General features: G+C 37.9%; 17 protein-coding genes and 1 tRNA gene. 17 read left to right on the top strand and 1 reads right to left on the bottom strand.

The features are described from left to right. Nucleotides 1-182: 182 nt before the first annotated feature. The 17 genes from HME7025_RS01750 (at nucleotide 183) to HME7025_RS01665 (ending at nucleotide 16,941) form a co-directional block, all read left to right on the top strand. Nucleotides 183-253, top strand: a tRNA-Cys gene (locus tag HME7025_RS01750). 215 nt (nucleotides 254-468) lie between these two features. Then, nucleotides 469-1,674 (top strand): c-type cytochrome, encoded by a 1,206-nt coding sequence (locus HME7025_RS01740; protein ID WP_109321985.1) that lies wholly within the window; start codon nucleotides 469-471, stop codon nucleotides 1,672-1,674. A gap of 51 nt (nucleotides 1,675-1,725) precedes the next feature. Beyond that, complete coding sequence (locus HME7025_RS01735) at nucleotides 1,726-4,773, top strand: TAT-variant-translocated molybdopterin oxidoreductase (RefSeq protein WP_109321984.1); 3,048 nt, start codon at nucleotides 1,726-1,728, stop codon at nucleotides 4,771-4,773. Nucleotides 4,774-4,805: 32 nt separating this feature from the next. After that, nucleotides 4,806-6,203 (top strand): NrfD/PsrC family molybdoenzyme membrane anchor subunit, encoded by a 1,398-nt coding sequence (nrfD, locus tag HME7025_RS01730; RefSeq protein WP_109321983.1) that lies wholly within the window; start codon nucleotides 4,806-4,808, stop codon nucleotides 6,201-6,203. Nucleotides 6,204-6,231: 28 nt separating this feature from the next. After that, nucleotides 6,232-6,753: a DUF3341 domain-containing protein gene (locus HME7025_RS01725; RefSeq protein ID WP_109321982.1), complete on the top strand. Its 522-nt coding sequence runs from the start codon at nucleotides 6,232-6,234 to the stop codon at nucleotides 6,751-6,753. Between the two features lie 38 nt (nucleotides 6,754-6,791). Beyond that, nucleotides 6,792-7,403, top strand: coding sequence for a c-type cytochrome (locus tag HME7025_RS01720; RefSeq protein WP_109321981.1), 612 nt, complete (start codon nucleotides 6,792-6,794; stop codon nucleotides 7,401-7,403). 33 nt (nucleotides 7,404-7,436) lie between these two features. Further along, nucleotides 7,437-8,798, top strand: a complete 1,362-nt coding sequence (locus HME7025_RS01715) for a quinol:cytochrome C oxidoreductase (RefSeq protein WP_109321980.1) — start codon at nucleotides 7,437-7,439, stop codon at nucleotides 8,796-8,798. A 32-nt stretch (nucleotides 8,799-8,830) separates the two neighbouring features. Beyond that, entirely contained in the window at nucleotides 8,831-9,916 is a 1,086-nt protein-coding gene (locus HME7025_RS01710) for a cytochrome c oxidase subunit II (RefSeq protein WP_109321979.1), read from the top strand. A gap of 29 nt (nucleotides 9,917-9,945) precedes the next feature. Beyond that, nucleotides 9,946-11,850 carry a cytochrome c oxidase subunit I gene (locus HME7025_RS01705; protein WP_109321978.1) on the top strand — a complete coding sequence of 635 codons (1,905 nt, stop codon included), beginning with the start codon at nucleotides 9,946-9,948 and terminating at the stop codon, nucleotides 11,848-11,850. 71 nt (nucleotides 11,851-11,921) lie between these two features. Beyond that, entirely contained in the window at nucleotides 11,922-12,827 is a 906-nt protein-coding gene (locus HME7025_RS01700) for a COX15/CtaA family protein (RefSeq protein WP_109321977.1), read from the top strand. A gap of 1 nt (nucleotide 12,828) precedes the next feature. After that, nucleotides 12,829-13,680, top strand: a complete 852-nt coding sequence (gene cyoE / locus HME7025_RS01695; protein ID WP_109321976.1) for a heme o synthase — start codon at nucleotides 12,829-12,831, stop codon at nucleotides 13,678-13,680. Nucleotide 13,681: 1 nt separating this feature from the next. Then, the gene (locus HME7025_RS01690; protein WP_109321975.1) at nucleotides 13,682-14,260 is read left to right on the top strand and encodes a cytochrome c oxidase subunit 3; all 579 of its coding nucleotides are present in this window, start codon (nucleotides 13,682-13,684) and stop codon (nucleotides 14,258-14,260) included. An 11-nt stretch (nucleotides 14,261-14,271) separates the two neighbouring features. Continuing rightward, on the top strand, nucleotides 14,272-15,039 hold the full coding sequence (locus HME7025_RS01685) for a cytochrome c oxidase subunit 3 (protein ID WP_109321974.1): 768 nt from the start codon (nucleotides 14,272-14,274) through the stop codon (nucleotides 15,037-15,039). A 19-nt stretch (nucleotides 15,040-15,058) separates the two neighbouring features. Further along, a complete protein-coding gene (locus HME7025_RS01680; RefSeq protein WP_109321973.1) occupies nucleotides 15,059-15,376 on the top strand; it encodes a cytochrome C oxidase subunit IV family protein in 318 nt (105 codons plus the stop codon). Between the two features lie 24 nt (nucleotides 15,377-15,400). Beyond that, on the top strand, nucleotides 15,401-16,120 hold the full coding sequence (locus HME7025_RS01675; protein WP_109321972.1) for an SCO family protein: 720 nt from the start codon (nucleotides 15,401-15,403) through the stop codon (nucleotides 16,118-16,120). Between the two features lies 1 nt (nucleotide 16,121). Beyond that, a complete protein-coding gene (locus tag HME7025_RS01670) occupies nucleotides 16,122-16,661 on the top strand; it encodes a DUF420 domain-containing protein (protein ID WP_109321971.1) in 540 nt (179 codons plus the stop codon). Nucleotides 16,662-16,728: 67 nt separating this feature from the next. Further along, on the top strand, nucleotides 16,729-16,941 hold the full coding sequence (locus HME7025_RS01665) for a hypothetical protein (RefSeq protein ID WP_317046228.1): 213 nt from the start codon (nucleotides 16,729-16,731) through the stop codon (nucleotides 16,939-16,941). A 1-nt stretch (nucleotide 16,942) separates the two neighbouring features. On the opposite strand, the gene murI is transcribed toward HME7025_RS01665, so the two are convergent. Continuing rightward, nucleotides 16,943-17,752, bottom strand: a complete 810-nt coding sequence (gene murI / locus HME7025_RS01660) for a glutamate racemase (RefSeq protein WP_109321969.1) — start codon at nucleotides 17,750-17,752, stop codon at nucleotides 16,943-16,945. Between the last annotated feature and the right edge of the window lie 58 nt (nucleotides 17,753-17,810).

Here is a 17,810-nt window from a genome sequence, read left to right as displayed (position 1 = left end):
AATGGAATGAAATCAAAGTGCGGTAAATGATCGAAGTGTTATTAATTGAATGACCTAAAAACTTAGGTTGGAACGATTATTGGGGTAGTAAAACTGTTTTTTATTCCAATCTCTATCTTTAACAATTAAAAAACACTTGGCATTTTAACAAAAATGACCTAATTTTGTGTCCCCAAAACGATGGTTTCGTGGCCGAGTGGCTAGGCAGAGGTCTGCAAAACCTTCTACAGCGGTTCGAATCCGCTCGAAACCTCCCAAAAACCTCCCAATCTGGGAGGTTTTTTTTATGCAAAATAATTTAGGTGCAATTTATTATCAAAATATTGAAATTTAAGGTTTGGCTTATTTTGAAAAATTCTAAATAGAAGGGTAAAGCTTAAAAATTCCTGAAATTGAATGGCAAATAAATTGTTTCCTAAAAATTCGAATTGTAGTTTTGCGGACTGAATAAATAGGAGATTTTCAAACATGAATCGCAAAAATTTTACGCTCGTTAAATTCCTTTTCTCATTTCTGTTTTTGTTTGCATCAACATATGCAACTTTAGCGCAAGACGCTGCGGAGGGGGAAACATTGTTTAAAAACAACTGTGCTGCTTGTCATAGTAGTACGGATGAAGTACTCGTAGGACCTGGTTTAAAAGGTGTTGGAGAACGTAGACCCATCGAATGGATCGTTAAATGGGTACATAACCCACAGGCAGTTATTGCATCTGGCGACAAATATGCCAACGAACTTTATAATAAGTTCAATAAGGCTGCCATGACTCCATATCCAAACTTCTCAGAAGGTCAAATTAAAAGCATTATCGCTTATATTGACGCTTCTAATGCTGCTCCTGCCGCTCCTGCAGCTGGTGCAGCTCCAGCAGGTGCTGCCGCGCCAGCTGCCGCTGCTAGCTCAGGTGGAATGATGGAAGTATTATTAGTTGGACTATTAGTGATCATGGTTTTTGTATTGATCGCTTTGTTATCTATCGTAAGTACTTTAAGTAAATTAAGTGCTGGAGAAGCTGATTCAGAAGCTCCATTGATGAAAAGAATTGCTGAAAATGCTAAAAAATTAGCTGCTAATTCCGCTGTAAAAACAGGTATCATCATCTTCGCCTTATTGTTAGGTGGTAAAGCAACGATTGATGCAGCATATGGTGTAGGTATTCACCAAGGATATGCTCCAGAGCAGCCGATTAAATTCTCTCACAAATTGCACGCAGGTCAATATCAGATCAACTGTAACTATTGTCATACAGGTGTATACGAAGGAAAAGGCGCTAATGTCCCTTCTGCTAACATTTGTATGAACTGTCATAATGCTATCAAAAGAGAGTCTCCAGAAATTCAAAAAATTTACCAAGCATTAGAAAAAGACGAACCAATTCAATGGGTTCGTGTACACAACCTTCCAGACTTAGCTTATTTCAATCACTCACAACATACCAATGTGGGTAATTTGGAATGTAAGAACTGCCACGGAGATATCGAGAAAATGGAAGTAGTAGAACAACGTTCTTCTTTAACCATGGGATGGTGTATTGATTGTCACCGTAATACAGACGTCAATGCAAAAGGCAATGCCTATTATGATAAATTGGTTGAAGTTCACAATAAGGATAGCAAGACTCCCCTTAAAGTACAAAACATTGGCGGTTTAGAGTGTTCTAAGTGCCACTATTAATAGTATACGCGTTATAAAAGATTCAATTTTAGTCTGAATAAGAAAGATTATATGGAAAATTCGAACAAGAGGTATTGGAAAGGGATTGAGGAGTTAACCAATGAACCATCGTTTGTAAAAAATATCCACAACGAATTTGGCAATATGCCATCGGAGAGCGATTCTAAAGGGGAAGCCCTTGTGGATGGTTCAGGAACTCATCGTCGTGATTTTCTTAAAATGTTGGGATTCGGTGTAGCAGCAGTATCATTAGCTGCTTGCGAGGCTCCAGTAAAGAAAACCATTCCTTACTTGAACAAACCAGTAGATGTAGAACCTACCATTGCTAACTGGTATGCTTCAACGTATACAGATGGAGGTGAATACGCTTCTATCTTAGTTAAAACAAGAGAAGGTCGTCCAATCAAAATTGAAGGAAATAAACTTTCTGCAGTTTCTAAAGGAGTTCTTTCTGGTAGAGCACATGCTTCCGTATTAAGTCTTTATGACAACGAGAAATTAAAAGGTCCACAAATTGGCGCGAAAGCTGCTGATTGGGCTCAATTAGATAAAGAATTCACAGCTAAATTAGCTGCGGCTGCAGCTAAAGGAGGACAAATCAGAATTGTATCTAATACCATTCTTTCTCCAAGCACGAAAAAAGTAATCGCTGAATTCACAGCAAAATATCCAACCACGCAACATGTGGTATATGATGCCAACCCAGCTTATGGTTTAACTCAAGCGCACGGTGGCATCCTACCTAGTATCGATTTCAGCAAAGCAAAAACAATTGTTTCTGTAGGTGCCGATTTCTTAGGTACTTGGGTTGCTCCTACTGAGTTTGCAGCACAATGGGCTGAAACTCGTCGTGTAGGATCAGCTAAAGATGGTAAAAAAGACATGTCTCGTCATTATCAGTTTGAGACTATCTTATCCAATACGGGAGCTAATGCAGATTACCGTTCTGCTTACAAACCCTCTCAAGAAGGTTTAGTTGTAGTAAGCTTATACAACGCTGTTGCCAAATTAACTGGCGCAGCAGCATTAGCTGGAGCAGCTGTTAAATTAGATCACTTAGACAAAGCTGCGAAAGATTTGGTTGCTTCTAAAGGAGCATCGATTGTCGTAGCTGGTTCGAATGACCCAGAAGTACAAAAAGTAGTAGTTGCTATCAATGCCTTAGTTGGTGCTTATGGTTCAACTATTAACACAGGAGTAGCCGTTAATTACCGTCAAGGTAATGATATGGCTATGGCTAATTTCATTAAAGAAGCTGGAGCTGGAAAAATTGCTGCAGTTATTTTCTACAATGCCAACCCTGTATATAATCACCCAATGGGAGCAGCTTTAGCGGCTGCATTACCAAAAGTGGAAGTTAGTTTAGCTACCAACGAACGTGCTGATGAAACAGCTTCATTGTGCCAGTTCATAGCTCCAGATTCTCATTACTTAGAATCGTGGAATGACGCAGAACCAAAAACAGGTTTCTACTCATTAACTCAGCCTACAATCTCGACAATTTTCAAAACTCGTCAAGCTCAATCCAGTTTATTAACTTGGGCAGGTTTGAATGGCGATTATGCAGCTTACTTAGAGCGTAATTGGGAATCCAATATCTTGAAAGCAGGTGCAGTACAATGGAAAAATGCATTGCATGATGGTGTATTCCAACCAAATGTAGTAAGTATTTCTACTGCTGTACCATCCGTAGATGCTAATGCCGCTGCTGCTGCAATTTCAAAAGCATATACAGCTAATTCAACTGGATTAGAAATTTCAGTATACGAAAAAGTAGGTTTAGGAACAGGCTCTCAGGCAAACAACCCATGGTTGCAGGAATTCCCTGAGCCAGTATCAAAAGCATGTTGGGACAATTATGCATCTATTTCGCAGCCTACTGCAACTAAGTTAAACTTGAAACAAGGTGATTTAGTGAAAGTATCCGCTAAGGGATATGAAGTTACATTACCTGTCTTAGTTCAACCTGGTCAAGCACAAGATACAGTAGCTATCGCGATTGGATACGGAAGAACAAAGGCTGGAAAATCAGCGGATGGAGTAGGTGTTAATGCTTATCCATTTATTTCAGAAATCAATGGTGCTTGTGTAGGTACTTGTACTCAAGGAGTATCGGTAAGCCCTACTGGAGATACAAAAGACATTGCTCAGACACAAACTCACCACACGGTGATGGCTCGTCAGGCAGTTGTTCAAGAAACTGTTCTTGGTGAATTTGTTAAAAATCCACAATCAGGACGTTTCAATCCAACGGTTGCTACATCAGAAGGTAAGAAAGACGCAACTGATTTAACACTTTGGAATGGTCACCAATACAACAACCACGCTTGGGGTATGGTGATTGACTTAAACACTTGTACAGGATGTTCTGCTTGCGTGGTTTCATGTTCAGCTGAAAACAACGTTCCTGTGGTTGGTCGCCAAGAGGTCATTAACCGTCGTGAAATGCACTGGATGCGTATTGACCGTTATTATTCTTCTGATGCTGAGGTAGAAGATTTGAAAGGATTAGAAGTTGCATCAGACAATCCTGAGGTTGTATTCCAACCCATGCTTTGCCAACACTGTAACAATGCTCCTTGCGAGACTGTTTGTCCGGTATTAGCTACGACTCACTCGACAGAGGGTCTAAATCAAATGACATATAACCGTTGTATTGGTACTCGTTACTGTGCTAACAACTGTCCATATAAAGTTCGTCGTTTCAACTGGTTCCGTTACTACCAAACTGATGAATATGATTTCCACTTCAACAATGACTTAGGTCGTATGGTGATTAACCCAGACGTAACGGTTCGTTCACGTGGGGTTATGGAAAAATGTTCGATGTGCGTTCAACGTATTCAAGAAGGCAAGTTGACTGCGAAGAAAGAAAAAAGAAGACCAGTCGATGGAGAGATACAAGTAGCTTGTGCTCAATCTTGTCCTACCAATGCCATCACATTTGGTGACATGAACGATCCTGCTTCTGAAATTTCTAAATTATTAGCTGTTGAGAAAGAAGGTAGAGCTTACGGAGTGATCGAAGAGATTAACGTGAAGCCAAACATCTCTTACTTAATGAAGGTTCGTAACAAGGACGTTAAAAAAGAAGCATAATTATTCAATCGTATTAAACAGTAAATAAAAATATGTCGCACGTTGTATCACCCATAAGAGAGAAACTAGTTACTGGTGGCAAATCTTATTCCGATGTTACCCACGATATTTGCAAGCAGGTAGAAGGGGAACCCACCAAAGAATGGAAATGGGCCTTCGGTATATCCTCTATTGTATTTATCTATGGAGCTTACTGCCTATTCTATACCTGGTGGCAAGGTATTGGTGTTTGGGGTTTAAATAAAACAGTAGGTTGGGCATGGGATATTACCAACTTCGTATGGTGGGTTGGTATTGGTCACGCTGGTACATTGATTTCTGCCGTATTGTTATTATTCCGTCAAAAATGGAGAACCTCTATCAACCGTTCAGCAGAAGCGATGACAATTTTTGCCGTACTTTGTGCAGCATCCTTCATCTTGGCTCACATGGGCCGTCCTTGGTTAGCTCATTGGGCTTTACCACTTCCAAATGCTTTCGGTTCTTTATGGGTTAACTTTAACTCGCCATTAGTTTGGGACGTATTTGCTATCTCGACATATTTATCCGTTTCTTTATTATTCTGGTACATGGGTTTAGTGCCTGATTTGGCTTCTATCCGTGACCGTGCTACTACGAAAGGACGTAAATTTTGGTATGGTTTGTTCAGCTTAGGTTGGACAGGATCATCCAAGACTTGGGCACGTTATGAGTACATGTCATTAATCTTAGCTGGTATCTCTACTCCCCTAGTACTTTCGGTACACACGATTGTATCCATGGACTTTGCCACTTCAGTTATTCCAGGATGGCATACAACTATCTTCCCTCCATATTTCGTGGCGGGTGCGATTTTCTCCGGTTTTGCGATGGTGCAAACATTATTGTTGATCACACGTGTCGTTTTCAAATTAGAAGATTACATTACGATTGAGCATATTGAAATGATGAACATCGTTATCACGGTAACAGGTTCAGTTGTAGGTATTGCTTATTTAACTGAATTCTTCATCGCTTGGTACTCAGGAGTGGAATATGAAAGCTATGCTTTCATTAACCGTGCAACGGGACCATATTGGTGGGCATATTGGATGATGATGACATGTAACGTAATCTCTCCACAATTATTCTGGTCTAAAGCAATCCGTACTAATTTAATGGTGAGCTTCTTCTTATCTATCGTAGTAAACGTAGGTATGTGGTTTGAGCGTTTTGTGATTATCGTAACATCATTACATAGAGATTACTTACCATCTTCATGGGCTATGTTCTCTCCAACGATGTATGATATTGGTGATTACATTTTCTCTTTTGGTTTATTCTTTACACTATTCTTCTTGTTCGCTAAATATTTACCAGTAGTTAATATGGCCGAGGTGAAATCAGTCATGAAAGGTGTATCAAGCAATTTCCCTGAAAAGAAAAAAGCAACTAAAAAAACCGAAGAATAATTTATTAGCAATTCGAAATTAAAACAATATGAGTTCGACAACTAACTACATTTTAGGTGTATACGATGATGAGGATGAGGTGTTACACGCAGTTAGCGAGGTAAAATCTAAAGGCATCAAAATTGAAGACGTATTCACTCCATTTCCGATTCACGGATTGGATCGCGCTGTAGGGCATGAGCGTACCCGCTTACCTATTGCAGCCTTCATGTTTGGTGTATTGGGATTAACCTGTGCTTTATCATTAATCAGCTATACCATGGTTTTTGATTGGCCTATGATTATTGGAGGTAAAGATTTCTTTGCATTACCTAACTGGATCCCTGTAAGCTTTGAAGGAACGGTATTGTTTACAGCATTTGGATTGGTCATCACATTTTGTATTTCCAATAACCTATATCCAGGTAACCAACCAGACCTATTAGATCTTAGAATCACGGACGATAAATTTGTTATGGCAATCAATGTTGACAAAAACAAAAAAGTAAGTGCCGATGATATCAAGAAAGCCTTGAAAGATTCAGGTGCGATTGAAGTAAATGTTAGATAATTAACCAAGAACAATTGTTCACGAAGAAGCATAACAAAATGTTGAATCCAAGATACCAATTCGTTTTATTTGCTGGTTTAGCCTTAGGCTTATTGTCCTCTTGTAGTGACGACCACAATGATACAGGAACAGAATTTGCTCCAAACATGTACCATTCCGTTGCTTATGAGCCAATGACTCAAACCGATGGCGATACCAATACCATCAATCCTCTCGGAATGAACATGCGTCAGCCAGTAGCAGGAACAGTAGCAAGAAGCAAATATGCAGGAAGTGATTCCTTACAAAAAGAATTCTTACATCAAGATTTGATTTCAAGAACTATTCCAAACGATAGCATTACCTATTCAGCGGCAGCTTTGAAAAACCCATTAGCTGCAACACCTGAAAATATCGAAGCAGGAAAATTACAATATGAAAGATATTGCCAGCACTGCCACGGTGAAACAGGTAAAGGAGATGGTTTGGTTGCTAAAATGTATAAAGGGGTTCCTGTATATTCTAGTGACGCATTAAAAGCCTTGAACGATGGTCATATTTATCACGTGATTACACATGGTAAAGGAAGAATGTGGCCTCATGGCTCACAAATCACTTCAGCCAATCGTTGGAAAATTGTACTTTATGTACATGAATTGCAAAAACAATAGTTCAATTAATTAAAAATTAAAATACCAGATAAAATGGCGGGACACTCACATTTTTCCCCAGCAAACGTTGAAGAGCATTTTGAATTCACTTCTGAAGGCAAAAAAAGAGTTATTTATGCTTTCATTGCCGGAGTAGTAGCTTTAGTGCTTGGAATATATCTTTTATCCAAAGGTGAGGCTGGTGGCCACGAAGTTGCCAACGCAGGACATGAAGCTGTAAAAGCAGGTCATGAAGCTGCCTCAGAACACCTTTCAGGCGGAGCGGTATCCCACCAACCTGCAGCTGAAGAACATTATGATTGGACCAATCGTATTTGGGCCAACGTATGGTTAAATGCCGTATTCTTTACTGGTATTGCCATTATTGGTATGTTCTTCGTTTCATTACAATACCTAACTAAATCAGGTTGGTCATCTGTTATGAAGCGTGTACCAGAGGCATTCCCTAAATTCTTATACATTACCCTACCTATTTTACTATTAGTATTCTTCTTTAAAGGAGATGCGATCTTCCACTGGATGCACCATGGTGTAACTGAAGTAGGAAATGAAAACTATGATAAAATCATAGCTGGTAAATCAGGCTATTTGAACAAGACATTCTTCTTGGTTCGACTAGTTGGATTCTTTGCTCTATGGATTGGTTTATGGTTAGTATTACGTAAAAAATCACTTGAAGAAGATTTAATTGGAGGAACAGATTTATTCACTCAATTAGTTCGTATCTCTACTGCATTTATTGTCATTTTTGGAGCATCAAGTTCTATGTTTGCTTGGGATTGGGTTATGTCCATTGATACTCACTGGTTCTCAACCATGTTTGGCTGGTACATGTTCTCATCTTGGCACGTTACAGGTTTAGCCGTTATTACATTGACCATCTTATTGTTGAAAGACAAAGGTTATATGGCTTATGTGAACGAAAACCACCTACATGATTTAGGAAAGTTGATGTTTGCATTCTCTATCTTCTGGACATACGTTTGGTTTGAGCAATTCTTATTGATTTATTATGCCAACATGCCTGAGGAAATTATTTATTTCTTAGAGCGTTGGGAAGGACACAACAAGATTTATAAAACTTCAGAGATTTTGATGGTTTTCTTAAACTTCTTCTTCCCTTTCCTAGTTCTTATGACACGTGATGCAAAAAGAACGCGTATTTTCTTAAAAATTGCGGCATTCTTTATCATCGTTGGACACTACATTGATTTTTACCAAATGATTATGCCTGGCGTTTTAGGAGGTCATGCAGGTTACGGTTTAGTTGAGTTTGGAATGGTTACTGTTTTTGCTTCTGCTTTTATTTACATTATTAGTGATGAATTAACAAAAGCTTCTTTAATAGCGAAAAACCACCCATTCTTACCAGAAGCGGTTCATCACGATATTTAGTATTTAAATTACGATTCTAACAAATAAAACATATGAATTACCTAGTTGGTCTTTTATCCGTTGTATTCTTCATCTTAGCGATTACTGTAATCAGCAAAAGCTTGAAGCTTAACAAAAACCTTAGTGGTGAAAATGAGTCAGATTCTGCTCTAGATTCACATAATAATACCAATGCTTTTGGATTCTTACTATTCTGGCTATTTGGAACAATTGCAGGAGTATGGTCATTCTTACATTCTAAGCCTGATTTTCTTCCTGTAGCTGCATCAGAACACGGAGTAAAGACAGATTCTATGTTTTGGATTTCCATGGCTGTCGTAACATTTGCTTTTTTCATTACGAACTCCTTATTGTTCTTTTTTGCATTCCAATATCGCAATGATAAAAACAGAAAGGCGACTTTCTACCCTGTCAACCATAAGCTTGAAATTATCTGGACAATTATTCCAGCCATTGTAATGGCGATCTTAGTTTTCACAGGTTGGAGAACTTGGAGAGATATTACTTCTCAAGCACCTAGTAATGCGGTAGTAATTGAAGTAACTGGTCACCAATTTGGTTGGTATGTACGTTATGCAGGTAATGATGATAGCCAATTAGGTAACATTAATTATAAATTGATTGATGAAACGAATAGCCTTGGTCTAGACTTTACAGATAAAAATTCATTTGATGATTTTACTGCTAATGAATTGCACCTTCCTAAAGGTGTGCCTGTCTTGTTGAAAATCAGAGCTCAAGACGTTTTACACTCTGTTTATCTTCCATTCCAACGTGTTAAAATGGATGCTGTACCAGGTATGCCAACTAAATTCTGGTTTACTCCTACCATTTCAACGGACGAAATGCGTGCTAAGCTTGGTAAGAAGGATTTTAACTTTAAGTTAAACTGTACTGAGATTTGTGGCCGTGGTCACTTTGGTATGGCCATTACTGTTTTCGTGGATGAACCGGCTGATTACAAAAAATGGGTATCGGAACAAAAACCATTCTTAACCATGAATCCTGCGTACTTGTCTAAAGTGCCAGAGAATTTAAAAGCGAAAGCAAGTAAATATATTCCAGCTGAGCCTATCGCAGCAGATAGTACTGCTACAGAAGCTGTTAGTGTCAAATAATTAGAAAGAATTTAGAAAAAATAATACCTATGTCAACAGCCGTATCAACTACTGAAGAAGTACACGCTCATGGACACGATCATGGTCATGATCACGAGCATGAACATCATGAACTTGGTTTTATCCGTAAGTACATCTTTTCAGAAGATCATAAGACGATTGCAAAACAATATTTAATCTCAGGTATCCTTTGGGCATTTATCGGTGGATCATTATCGATCATCTTCCGTTTGCAATTAGGTTTCCCTGATATGAGCTTAGAATGGTTAAGACCTATTTTAGGTGAGTGGATTGATGAGTCAGGTAAATTAGATAAAGAATTCTACTTAGCCTTGGTAACGATGCACGGAACCATCATGGTATTCTTTGTATTAACAGCTGGTCTATCGGGTACTTTCTCAAACTTCTTGATTCCATTGCAAATTGGAGCCCGAGATATGGCTTCTGGATTCATTAACATGTTATCCTATTGGTTCTTTGCCTTGTCATCTGTGATCATGTTCTCTTCATTGTTCATTGAAACAGGTCCAGCTTCAGGTGGTTGGGTTATATACCCTCCTTTAAGTGCATTGCCTCAAGCTATGCCAGGTTCTGGATTAGGTATGACCTTATGGTTAACCAGTATGGCCTTGTTTATTGTTTCTCAATTAATGGGTGGTATCAATTACATCTGTACGATCATCAACTTGAGAACCCGTGGTATGACATTTACAAAAATGCCACTAACTATCTGGTCATTCTTCTTTACAGCGGTATTAGGTTTATTATCTTTCCCAGTATTATTATCAGCGGCTTTATTGTTGATTTTTGACCGCAGCTTTGGTACTTCTTTCTATTTATCGGAGATTTATATTCAAGGACAAGCGCTTCCAAACATGGGAGGTAGCCCAATCTTGTACCAACACTTATTCTGGTTCTTAGGTCACCCAGAGGTATACATCGTATTATTACCTGCTTTAGGTATGACTTCTGAGGTTATTGCAACGAATTCACGTAAGCCTATTTTTGGATACCGTGCTATGATTGGTTCAATGATGGGTATCACCGTACTTGCCTTTATCGTTTGGGCTCACCACATGTTCGTTACTGGTATGAATCCATTCCTAGGTTCAGTATTTATGTTCTTAACCTTAATCATTGCTGTTCCATCAGCGGTAAAAGGGTTTAACTACATTACTACACTTTGGAAAGGTAATATCGTATTTACTCCAGCTATGTTATTCTCCATTGGTCTTGTATCCCTATTTATTTCAGGTGGTGTTACAGGTATCATTTTAGGTAACTCGGCATTGGACATTAACTTACACGATACCTATTTCGTAGTTGCTCACTTCCACTTAGTAATGGGTGCAGCTTCATTCTTTGGCTTGATGGCTGGTGTTTACCACTGGTTCCCTAAGATGTTTGGTCGTATGATGAATAAGACAGCTGGATATATCCACTTCTGGTTAACATTTGTGGGTGTTTACTTAGTATTCTTCCCAATGCACTATACAGGTATTGCTGGTTTCCCTAGACGTTACTATTCATTTACAGCTTTAGGAAATGATGGTGAATCAGCTTTCACGGATTTGAACGCTTTCATTTCGATTGCAGCAATTATAACCTTTTCTGCTCAAGCTATTTTCTTCTTTAACTTCTTCTATTCAATCTTCAAAGGAAAGCGTTCTACACAGAACCCTTGGAAATCGAATACGTTAGAATGGACAGCTCCTATCGTACCTGGGCACGGAAACTGGGAAGGAGAAATTCCTGCCGTATACCGTTGGCCATATGATTATAGCAAGCCAGGTTCTGAGGCAGATTTTATTCCTCAAACTGTACCTCATTCTGCAACTCCTGAATCAAATCTTCCTGAAGAGAATGATGAGATTGCAAAAGAAAAGGAAATTGAAAGTTTATTAGCGGCTCAGAACGAGAGTTACAACCGATAAAAACCAATAACCTAAAAGATGCATCGAAATGATTCTCATTTGGATGCATCTTTTTTTTTCTCCCTACAACCATGACATTCCAAAAATTTGGCTTTGTTACTTTACTCTGTATTTACCTTCTCATTTTAGCTGGAGGAATTGTTCGAAGTACGGGATCGGGAATGGGATGTCCAGATTGGCCTAAATGTTTTGGTAGATTTATTCCTCCAACCAAAGAATCCGAATTACCCCTTCATTATGAAATTACCTACAAAGAGAAATTACATGGTGAAGTAATTTTCAACCCAACTAAAACGTGGATTGAATACATCAATCGTCTAATTGGAGCATTAACAGGGTTATTTGTTTTAATAACGACCCTATTAGCCTATAAAACAGGAAAAAAAGAATTTATACTTTCCTTTCTTGCCTTATTACTTGTATTAGGTAATGCAGTTTTAGGTAAGTATGTAGTAGATTCATTTCTTTTGCCGGGTGTTGTCACCATTCACATGCTATTGAGCATAGGAGTATTGTTTCTACTATTCAAGGCTTTACAAGTCAAGCAAAGCTCCATTGAAACTAGCTCTAACATACGATCGTGGATACTATTGAATCTACTAATCTGTGTGATTCAAATTATCTTAGGTACTCAGGTAAGAGAAGAAATGGATCACGTCATTGTTCAATATGGAGAAAACGCAAAATCTGAATGGGTTAGCCATTTAGGAATGATCTACATCATTCATCGAACATTTTCATGGGTACTTGTCATTAGCCACTTAATTCTCTGGAATAAAATAAAAAAATCAAATTTCAGTTCATTAAAAAACTATAGTACCTACTTATTAGTTTTTCTAAGTATATCCTTACTAACAGGAATATTAATGGCGTATGTCGACTTACCTTTGGGTAGTCAAGCCATTCATTTAACCATATCGCTCGTCATCCTTGGATTACACATGAACACATGGATTAAAACAAGCACAAACACATAAGATGTCATCCATTAAGCCATATATAGCATTACTAAAATCCAGACTATCCATTACGGTAGCCTTCTCTGGAACATTTGGCTATTTATTGGCCCCTATTGAACATACGACACTGCATATTATAATTATTTCTTTAGCAGGATACTTGCTTACAGGCGCAGCTAACATTGTCAATCAATTGAAAGAAATTGATTTTGATAAGTTGATGAAACGAACAGCAAAAAGACCATTACCAACACAAGTTATACAGCCTCAGCAAGCTAAAATCTATGGAATAATCATTTTGATGGTATCATTGGGCTTACTGAGTTATCTATCTTGGAAAGCTGCCATCATAGGATTCATTTCCTATCTATTGTACGGCTTTGTTTATACCCCATTAAAACGTGTTGGCCCAATCTCGGTATTTGTTGGTGCTATTCCTGGAGCCTTTCCTCCCATGATTGGATGGCTAGCGGCCACCAATGAATTTGGCTGGGAACCCGGTATATTATTTGCTATTCAGTTCTTCTGGCAATTCCCACACTTTTGGGCGATTGCCTGGGTTGCTGATGCAGATTACAAAAAAGCAGGATTTAAAATGCTTCCTAATGATGGAAAGAAAGACATGAAAACGGCTTTCACCATCATGATTTATACCATCTTTTTGGTACCCTTGGGGCTTGTTCCCTACTTATTGCATATGACAGGAATTCAATCCGCTATTATCGCTGTAATAGCAGGTACTTTATTCCTTTGCCAAACTTTTTACCTGATGATGCGCCCGACAGATAAGGCCGCTCGGTGGATGATGTTTGGATCTTTTTTCTATTTACTTGTAGTACAAATTGCCTTTTTATTTGATAAAATTTCATAACATGAACGCAGAAACCAATTCTATAGAAGCCAAAGCAACTCGTTCAGTGAATCCTAAAATATTCACCATGTGGTTGTTCATTGTATCTATTATTATGCTCTTTGCTGCCTTTACCAGTGCCTACCTGGTACGTAAAGCAGAAGGGAACTGGGTAGAGTTTCAGTTGCCGAATCTATTTTGGATTAGCACAGTAGTTTTATTACTCAGCAGTGCCTCCATGCATTTTGCATTATTAGCAGCAAAAAAAGACCAATTTAATGCGTTAAGAATAAGTATTTCTATTACTTTTGTGCTCGGATTATTGTTTTTAGTATTACAATATTTCGGATGGGTACAATTAGTCGAAATGAACGTTTATTTCGTTGGTAATCCATCAGGGTCATTTGTCTATGTTTTATCTGGTCTTCACGGTCTACATTTAATCTCTGGATTAATTGTTTTGATTGTAGCCTTAATAGCTGCATTCCGTATGAAAATCAATGCCAAAGCCCTAACTCAAATTAAAATTTGCTCCACCTATTGGCATTTTTTAGATGCTTTGTGGATTTATTTATTTTTATTTTTAGTGTTTAACAATTAAGCTATTACCTCATGTCAGTTGCACACGCTGCCCCTTCTGTTCCTGAAAACTTAACCTGGACAGGTGGTTCTGAACCTCTTAAAGCTAGTTATGGAAAACTAATGATGTGGTTTTTCCTACTTTCTGACACCTTTACATTCTCGGCACTTTTAGTGACTTATGGAATGATTCGTTTCAGTCAACCAGCTTGGAAAGGAAGTCCTAGTGATTTCTATTTTTCAACACAACACTGGCCTATCCCAGAAAAAGTGTTTGAGGCAGTTCCATTCTTACACGGAGTTTCATTACCCTTGGTATTCGTAGGTATCATGACGTTCATTTTAATTGCATCTTCAGTAACCATGGTATTAGCTGTTGAAGCTGGGCACCGTGGCGATCGCAAGGATGTTGAAAAATGGATGCTTTGGACCATCGTAGGTGGATTCACTTTCTTGGGCTCTCAAGCTTGGGAATGGGGTCACTTTATCCACGGACCTGAAGATTTGTCATTAGCAGCTAAACAATTAGTAGATGGTGTCATGACCCCTATTGAAGGAGCTAATTTAGTACGTAACCCATATGGCCCTCCGGCCTTTGCAGACTTGTTCTTCTTTATTACAGGTTTCCACGGAACCCACGTATTTTCAGGAGTTATCCTTAACATTTTGATTTTCTTCAATGCAGCTACTGGAGTATATGAGCGCAGAGGTCATTATGAAATGGTTGAGAAAGTTGGTTTATACTGGCACTTTGTAGACCTTGTTTGGGTATTCGTATTTACCTTCTTTTATCTTGTTTAATATTTAATTCCCTTAACATATGGCTTCGCACGTTACTGCACACGAAACCTCAGAAAAAGAAATTCCAGCTCCACAAACAGGTGCTATTTGGAAAACTTTTTGGATTCTTTTAATTCTTACAGCAATCGAATTCGTTATTGCCTTTACATTGCCAGCTAACACTTTACGTGTTGCTATCTTTTCAGGAATGACAATCGTTAAAGCATTTTATATCGTAGGTGAATTCATGCACTTAAAGCATGAAGTAAAAACCCTTATTTGGGCCGTTTTAATCCCTACCGTATTCGTTGTTTGGTTACTTGTAGCTTTGATCTACGAAGGTGGACATTTGTATTAGTAGATCTTAATCTCTTATTGGCGCATGACTAAAAAGACAGGCATTTTATTAACCATTTTAATAGTGCCTGTCTTTTTATATTTAGGCTTGCACGAATTTGGTAATAATCATTTTCAGCTACCTCGATACATTCCAGAAATTGATTCCACTACAGGTGAAGTCAAGATGGAAAAAAGAATCAATCCTCGTTGGAATGAATCTGATATGGACACCGTATTCTTTCGAATCCCCCCTTTTCAATTAATAGATCAGAAAGGGGCTCCATTTTCTTCCCAAATATTAGATAATCAGATTTATGTAGCGAGCTTTTTCTTTACTCGCTGTACAACCATTTGCCCCAAAATTACCTCACAAGTTAGTCGTCTCCAAGATGTATTCAGCCGAGAGGATGATATCAAACTAATCTCTATTTCAGTAGATCCTAAATTTGATACACCTGAAAAACTCGCTCAATATGCCCATCGATTTGACGCGAAACCAGGAAAATGGTATTTTTTAACAGGTGATAAAAAAACCATATATCCCTTAGCCTTAAAAGGTTTTCATGTTCCTTTAGCCGATGCGTCTGAATATGATCAGGCAATAAAAAATCCGGATGAAACATTTATACACTCTGAAAGGTTAATACTGATAGATAAAGAAAAACACATCAGAGGCTTCTACAATGGTACTGATAAAAAAGAAGTAGATCGACTTATGATGGAGATAAAAGTATTAAAACGCATTTATGATAGCGAAAAATAAGATGGCTGCATATAAAATTGAAAATACCCCTAAGAATAATCAAATTATCAATGTTTTATCGCTAGCGATTCCCATAGCAGTTGCTATGTTGAATGCGATACAAACTAAGTTTCCTTTAGGTGCATGGACTAAAATTCTTCCTCATATAAACGGTGTTTTAAATGCCACCTGTTCCATCATTTTGGTTCTAGGATTTATCGCCATTAAAAATAAGAACATCGATTTACACCGTAAATTAATGGGTGTTGCATTCGTTTTAGGAAGTCTTTTCTTAGTATCTTATGTTTGTTATCACATTTCGAATGAACCTACAAGGTTTGGAGGAACAGGATGGCTAAGACCTACTTATTACATATTATTGTTTTCGCATATACTACTTTCCATAGGAGTAGTTCGCTTGGTTTTAAAGGCAATCTATTTTGCCTTAACAGATCAAATTGAGTCTCATAAAAAATTAGTTAAATGGGCGTTCCCCATATGGCTATATGTCAGTATTACGGGTGTATTGGTTTATTTATTAATTGCCCCATATTATGTTTAAGAAATTACTATTTTTCATCTTTTTGTTTTTCTTACTTGTGCAGTTTGATAGCTCAGCTCAATGCGCAATGTGTCGTACAACGGTGGAAAGTACCATTTCCAATGGTCGTTCCAATATTGCAACAGGTTTAAATACCGGAATTTTATATTTACTCACGGCCCCGTATTTATTAGTGGGTGCTATTGCATTTTTATGGTTCCGTCAAAGTAAAAAAGAGCAACAAGATCGTATTGCTAAATTAAGAATCAGACAAAAAGTTAGTCAAATATTAGGCCAATAAACTAATCCCAAATAGGATATTGGGTTAATTTGATAGTCTCGCCAAAAAATAGTTGAGTAGACTTTTCAAAGGAGTCGGTATAATCCGAGACAAAAAATTGTCGAGATCCTGTTGCCTCTTCTTGTATAGACAAATCATATTGCTCTAATATGCGCTTAATTTCCTGAGCCACAATTTGCGATGTATCAATAACAGGAATTTGACCTTGATAAAATTGCTCAATTTGAGATTTAATCAAAGGATAGTGTGTACAGGCTAAAATTAAACCTTCAATATTTTTTAATACATCCTGTTCCAAATATTCTCGAATAATTTGTTCTGAAATGGTATTATTAAAAAAACCTTCCTCAATCATGGGGGCAAGTAAAGGCGTAGCCAGAGATTGAATATGAATATCTTTCCCTAAGGCCTCTGCCTTACGAGCATAAATTCCAGAATTAACTGTTTGTTTCGTTCCAATCAAACCTAAGGTTTTGCCGGCCCAATGTTGATCCAAATATTGAATGACAGGATCGATGACATTTACTACCACAGCCTTTGTTCCAACATATGTTTTCACTAAATCGTAGGCCGCCGCTGAAGCTGAATTACAAGCAATTAAAATCAACTTGCAATTTTTCTCCAATAATAAATTACAAATTTTTACAGAATAGGCTTGAATTGCCGTAGCTGATTTATCCCCATATGGTAAGTGAGCAGTATCCCCAAAATAAATAATAGGTTCTTGTGGAATCAGTTCTGTAATAGCGTGGGCTAGGGTTAATCCTCCTATTCCACTATCAAAAATCCCAATGGGTGCAGCGTTTGGCATATATATTAAATCTGCGTAAAGAAAGGAATTTTGAAAATCTTTTCAAACCCATGCAACC

The sequence above is a fragment of the Aquirufa nivalisilvae genome, from assembly GCF_003143535.1.
Classification (GTDB): Bacteria; Bacteroidota; Bacteroidia; order Cytophagales; family Spirosomataceae; genus Aquirufa; species Aquirufa nivalisilvae.
Note: the sequence above shows the minus strand (reverse complement) of the source record. Positions and strands in the feature narration are given on the sequence as shown.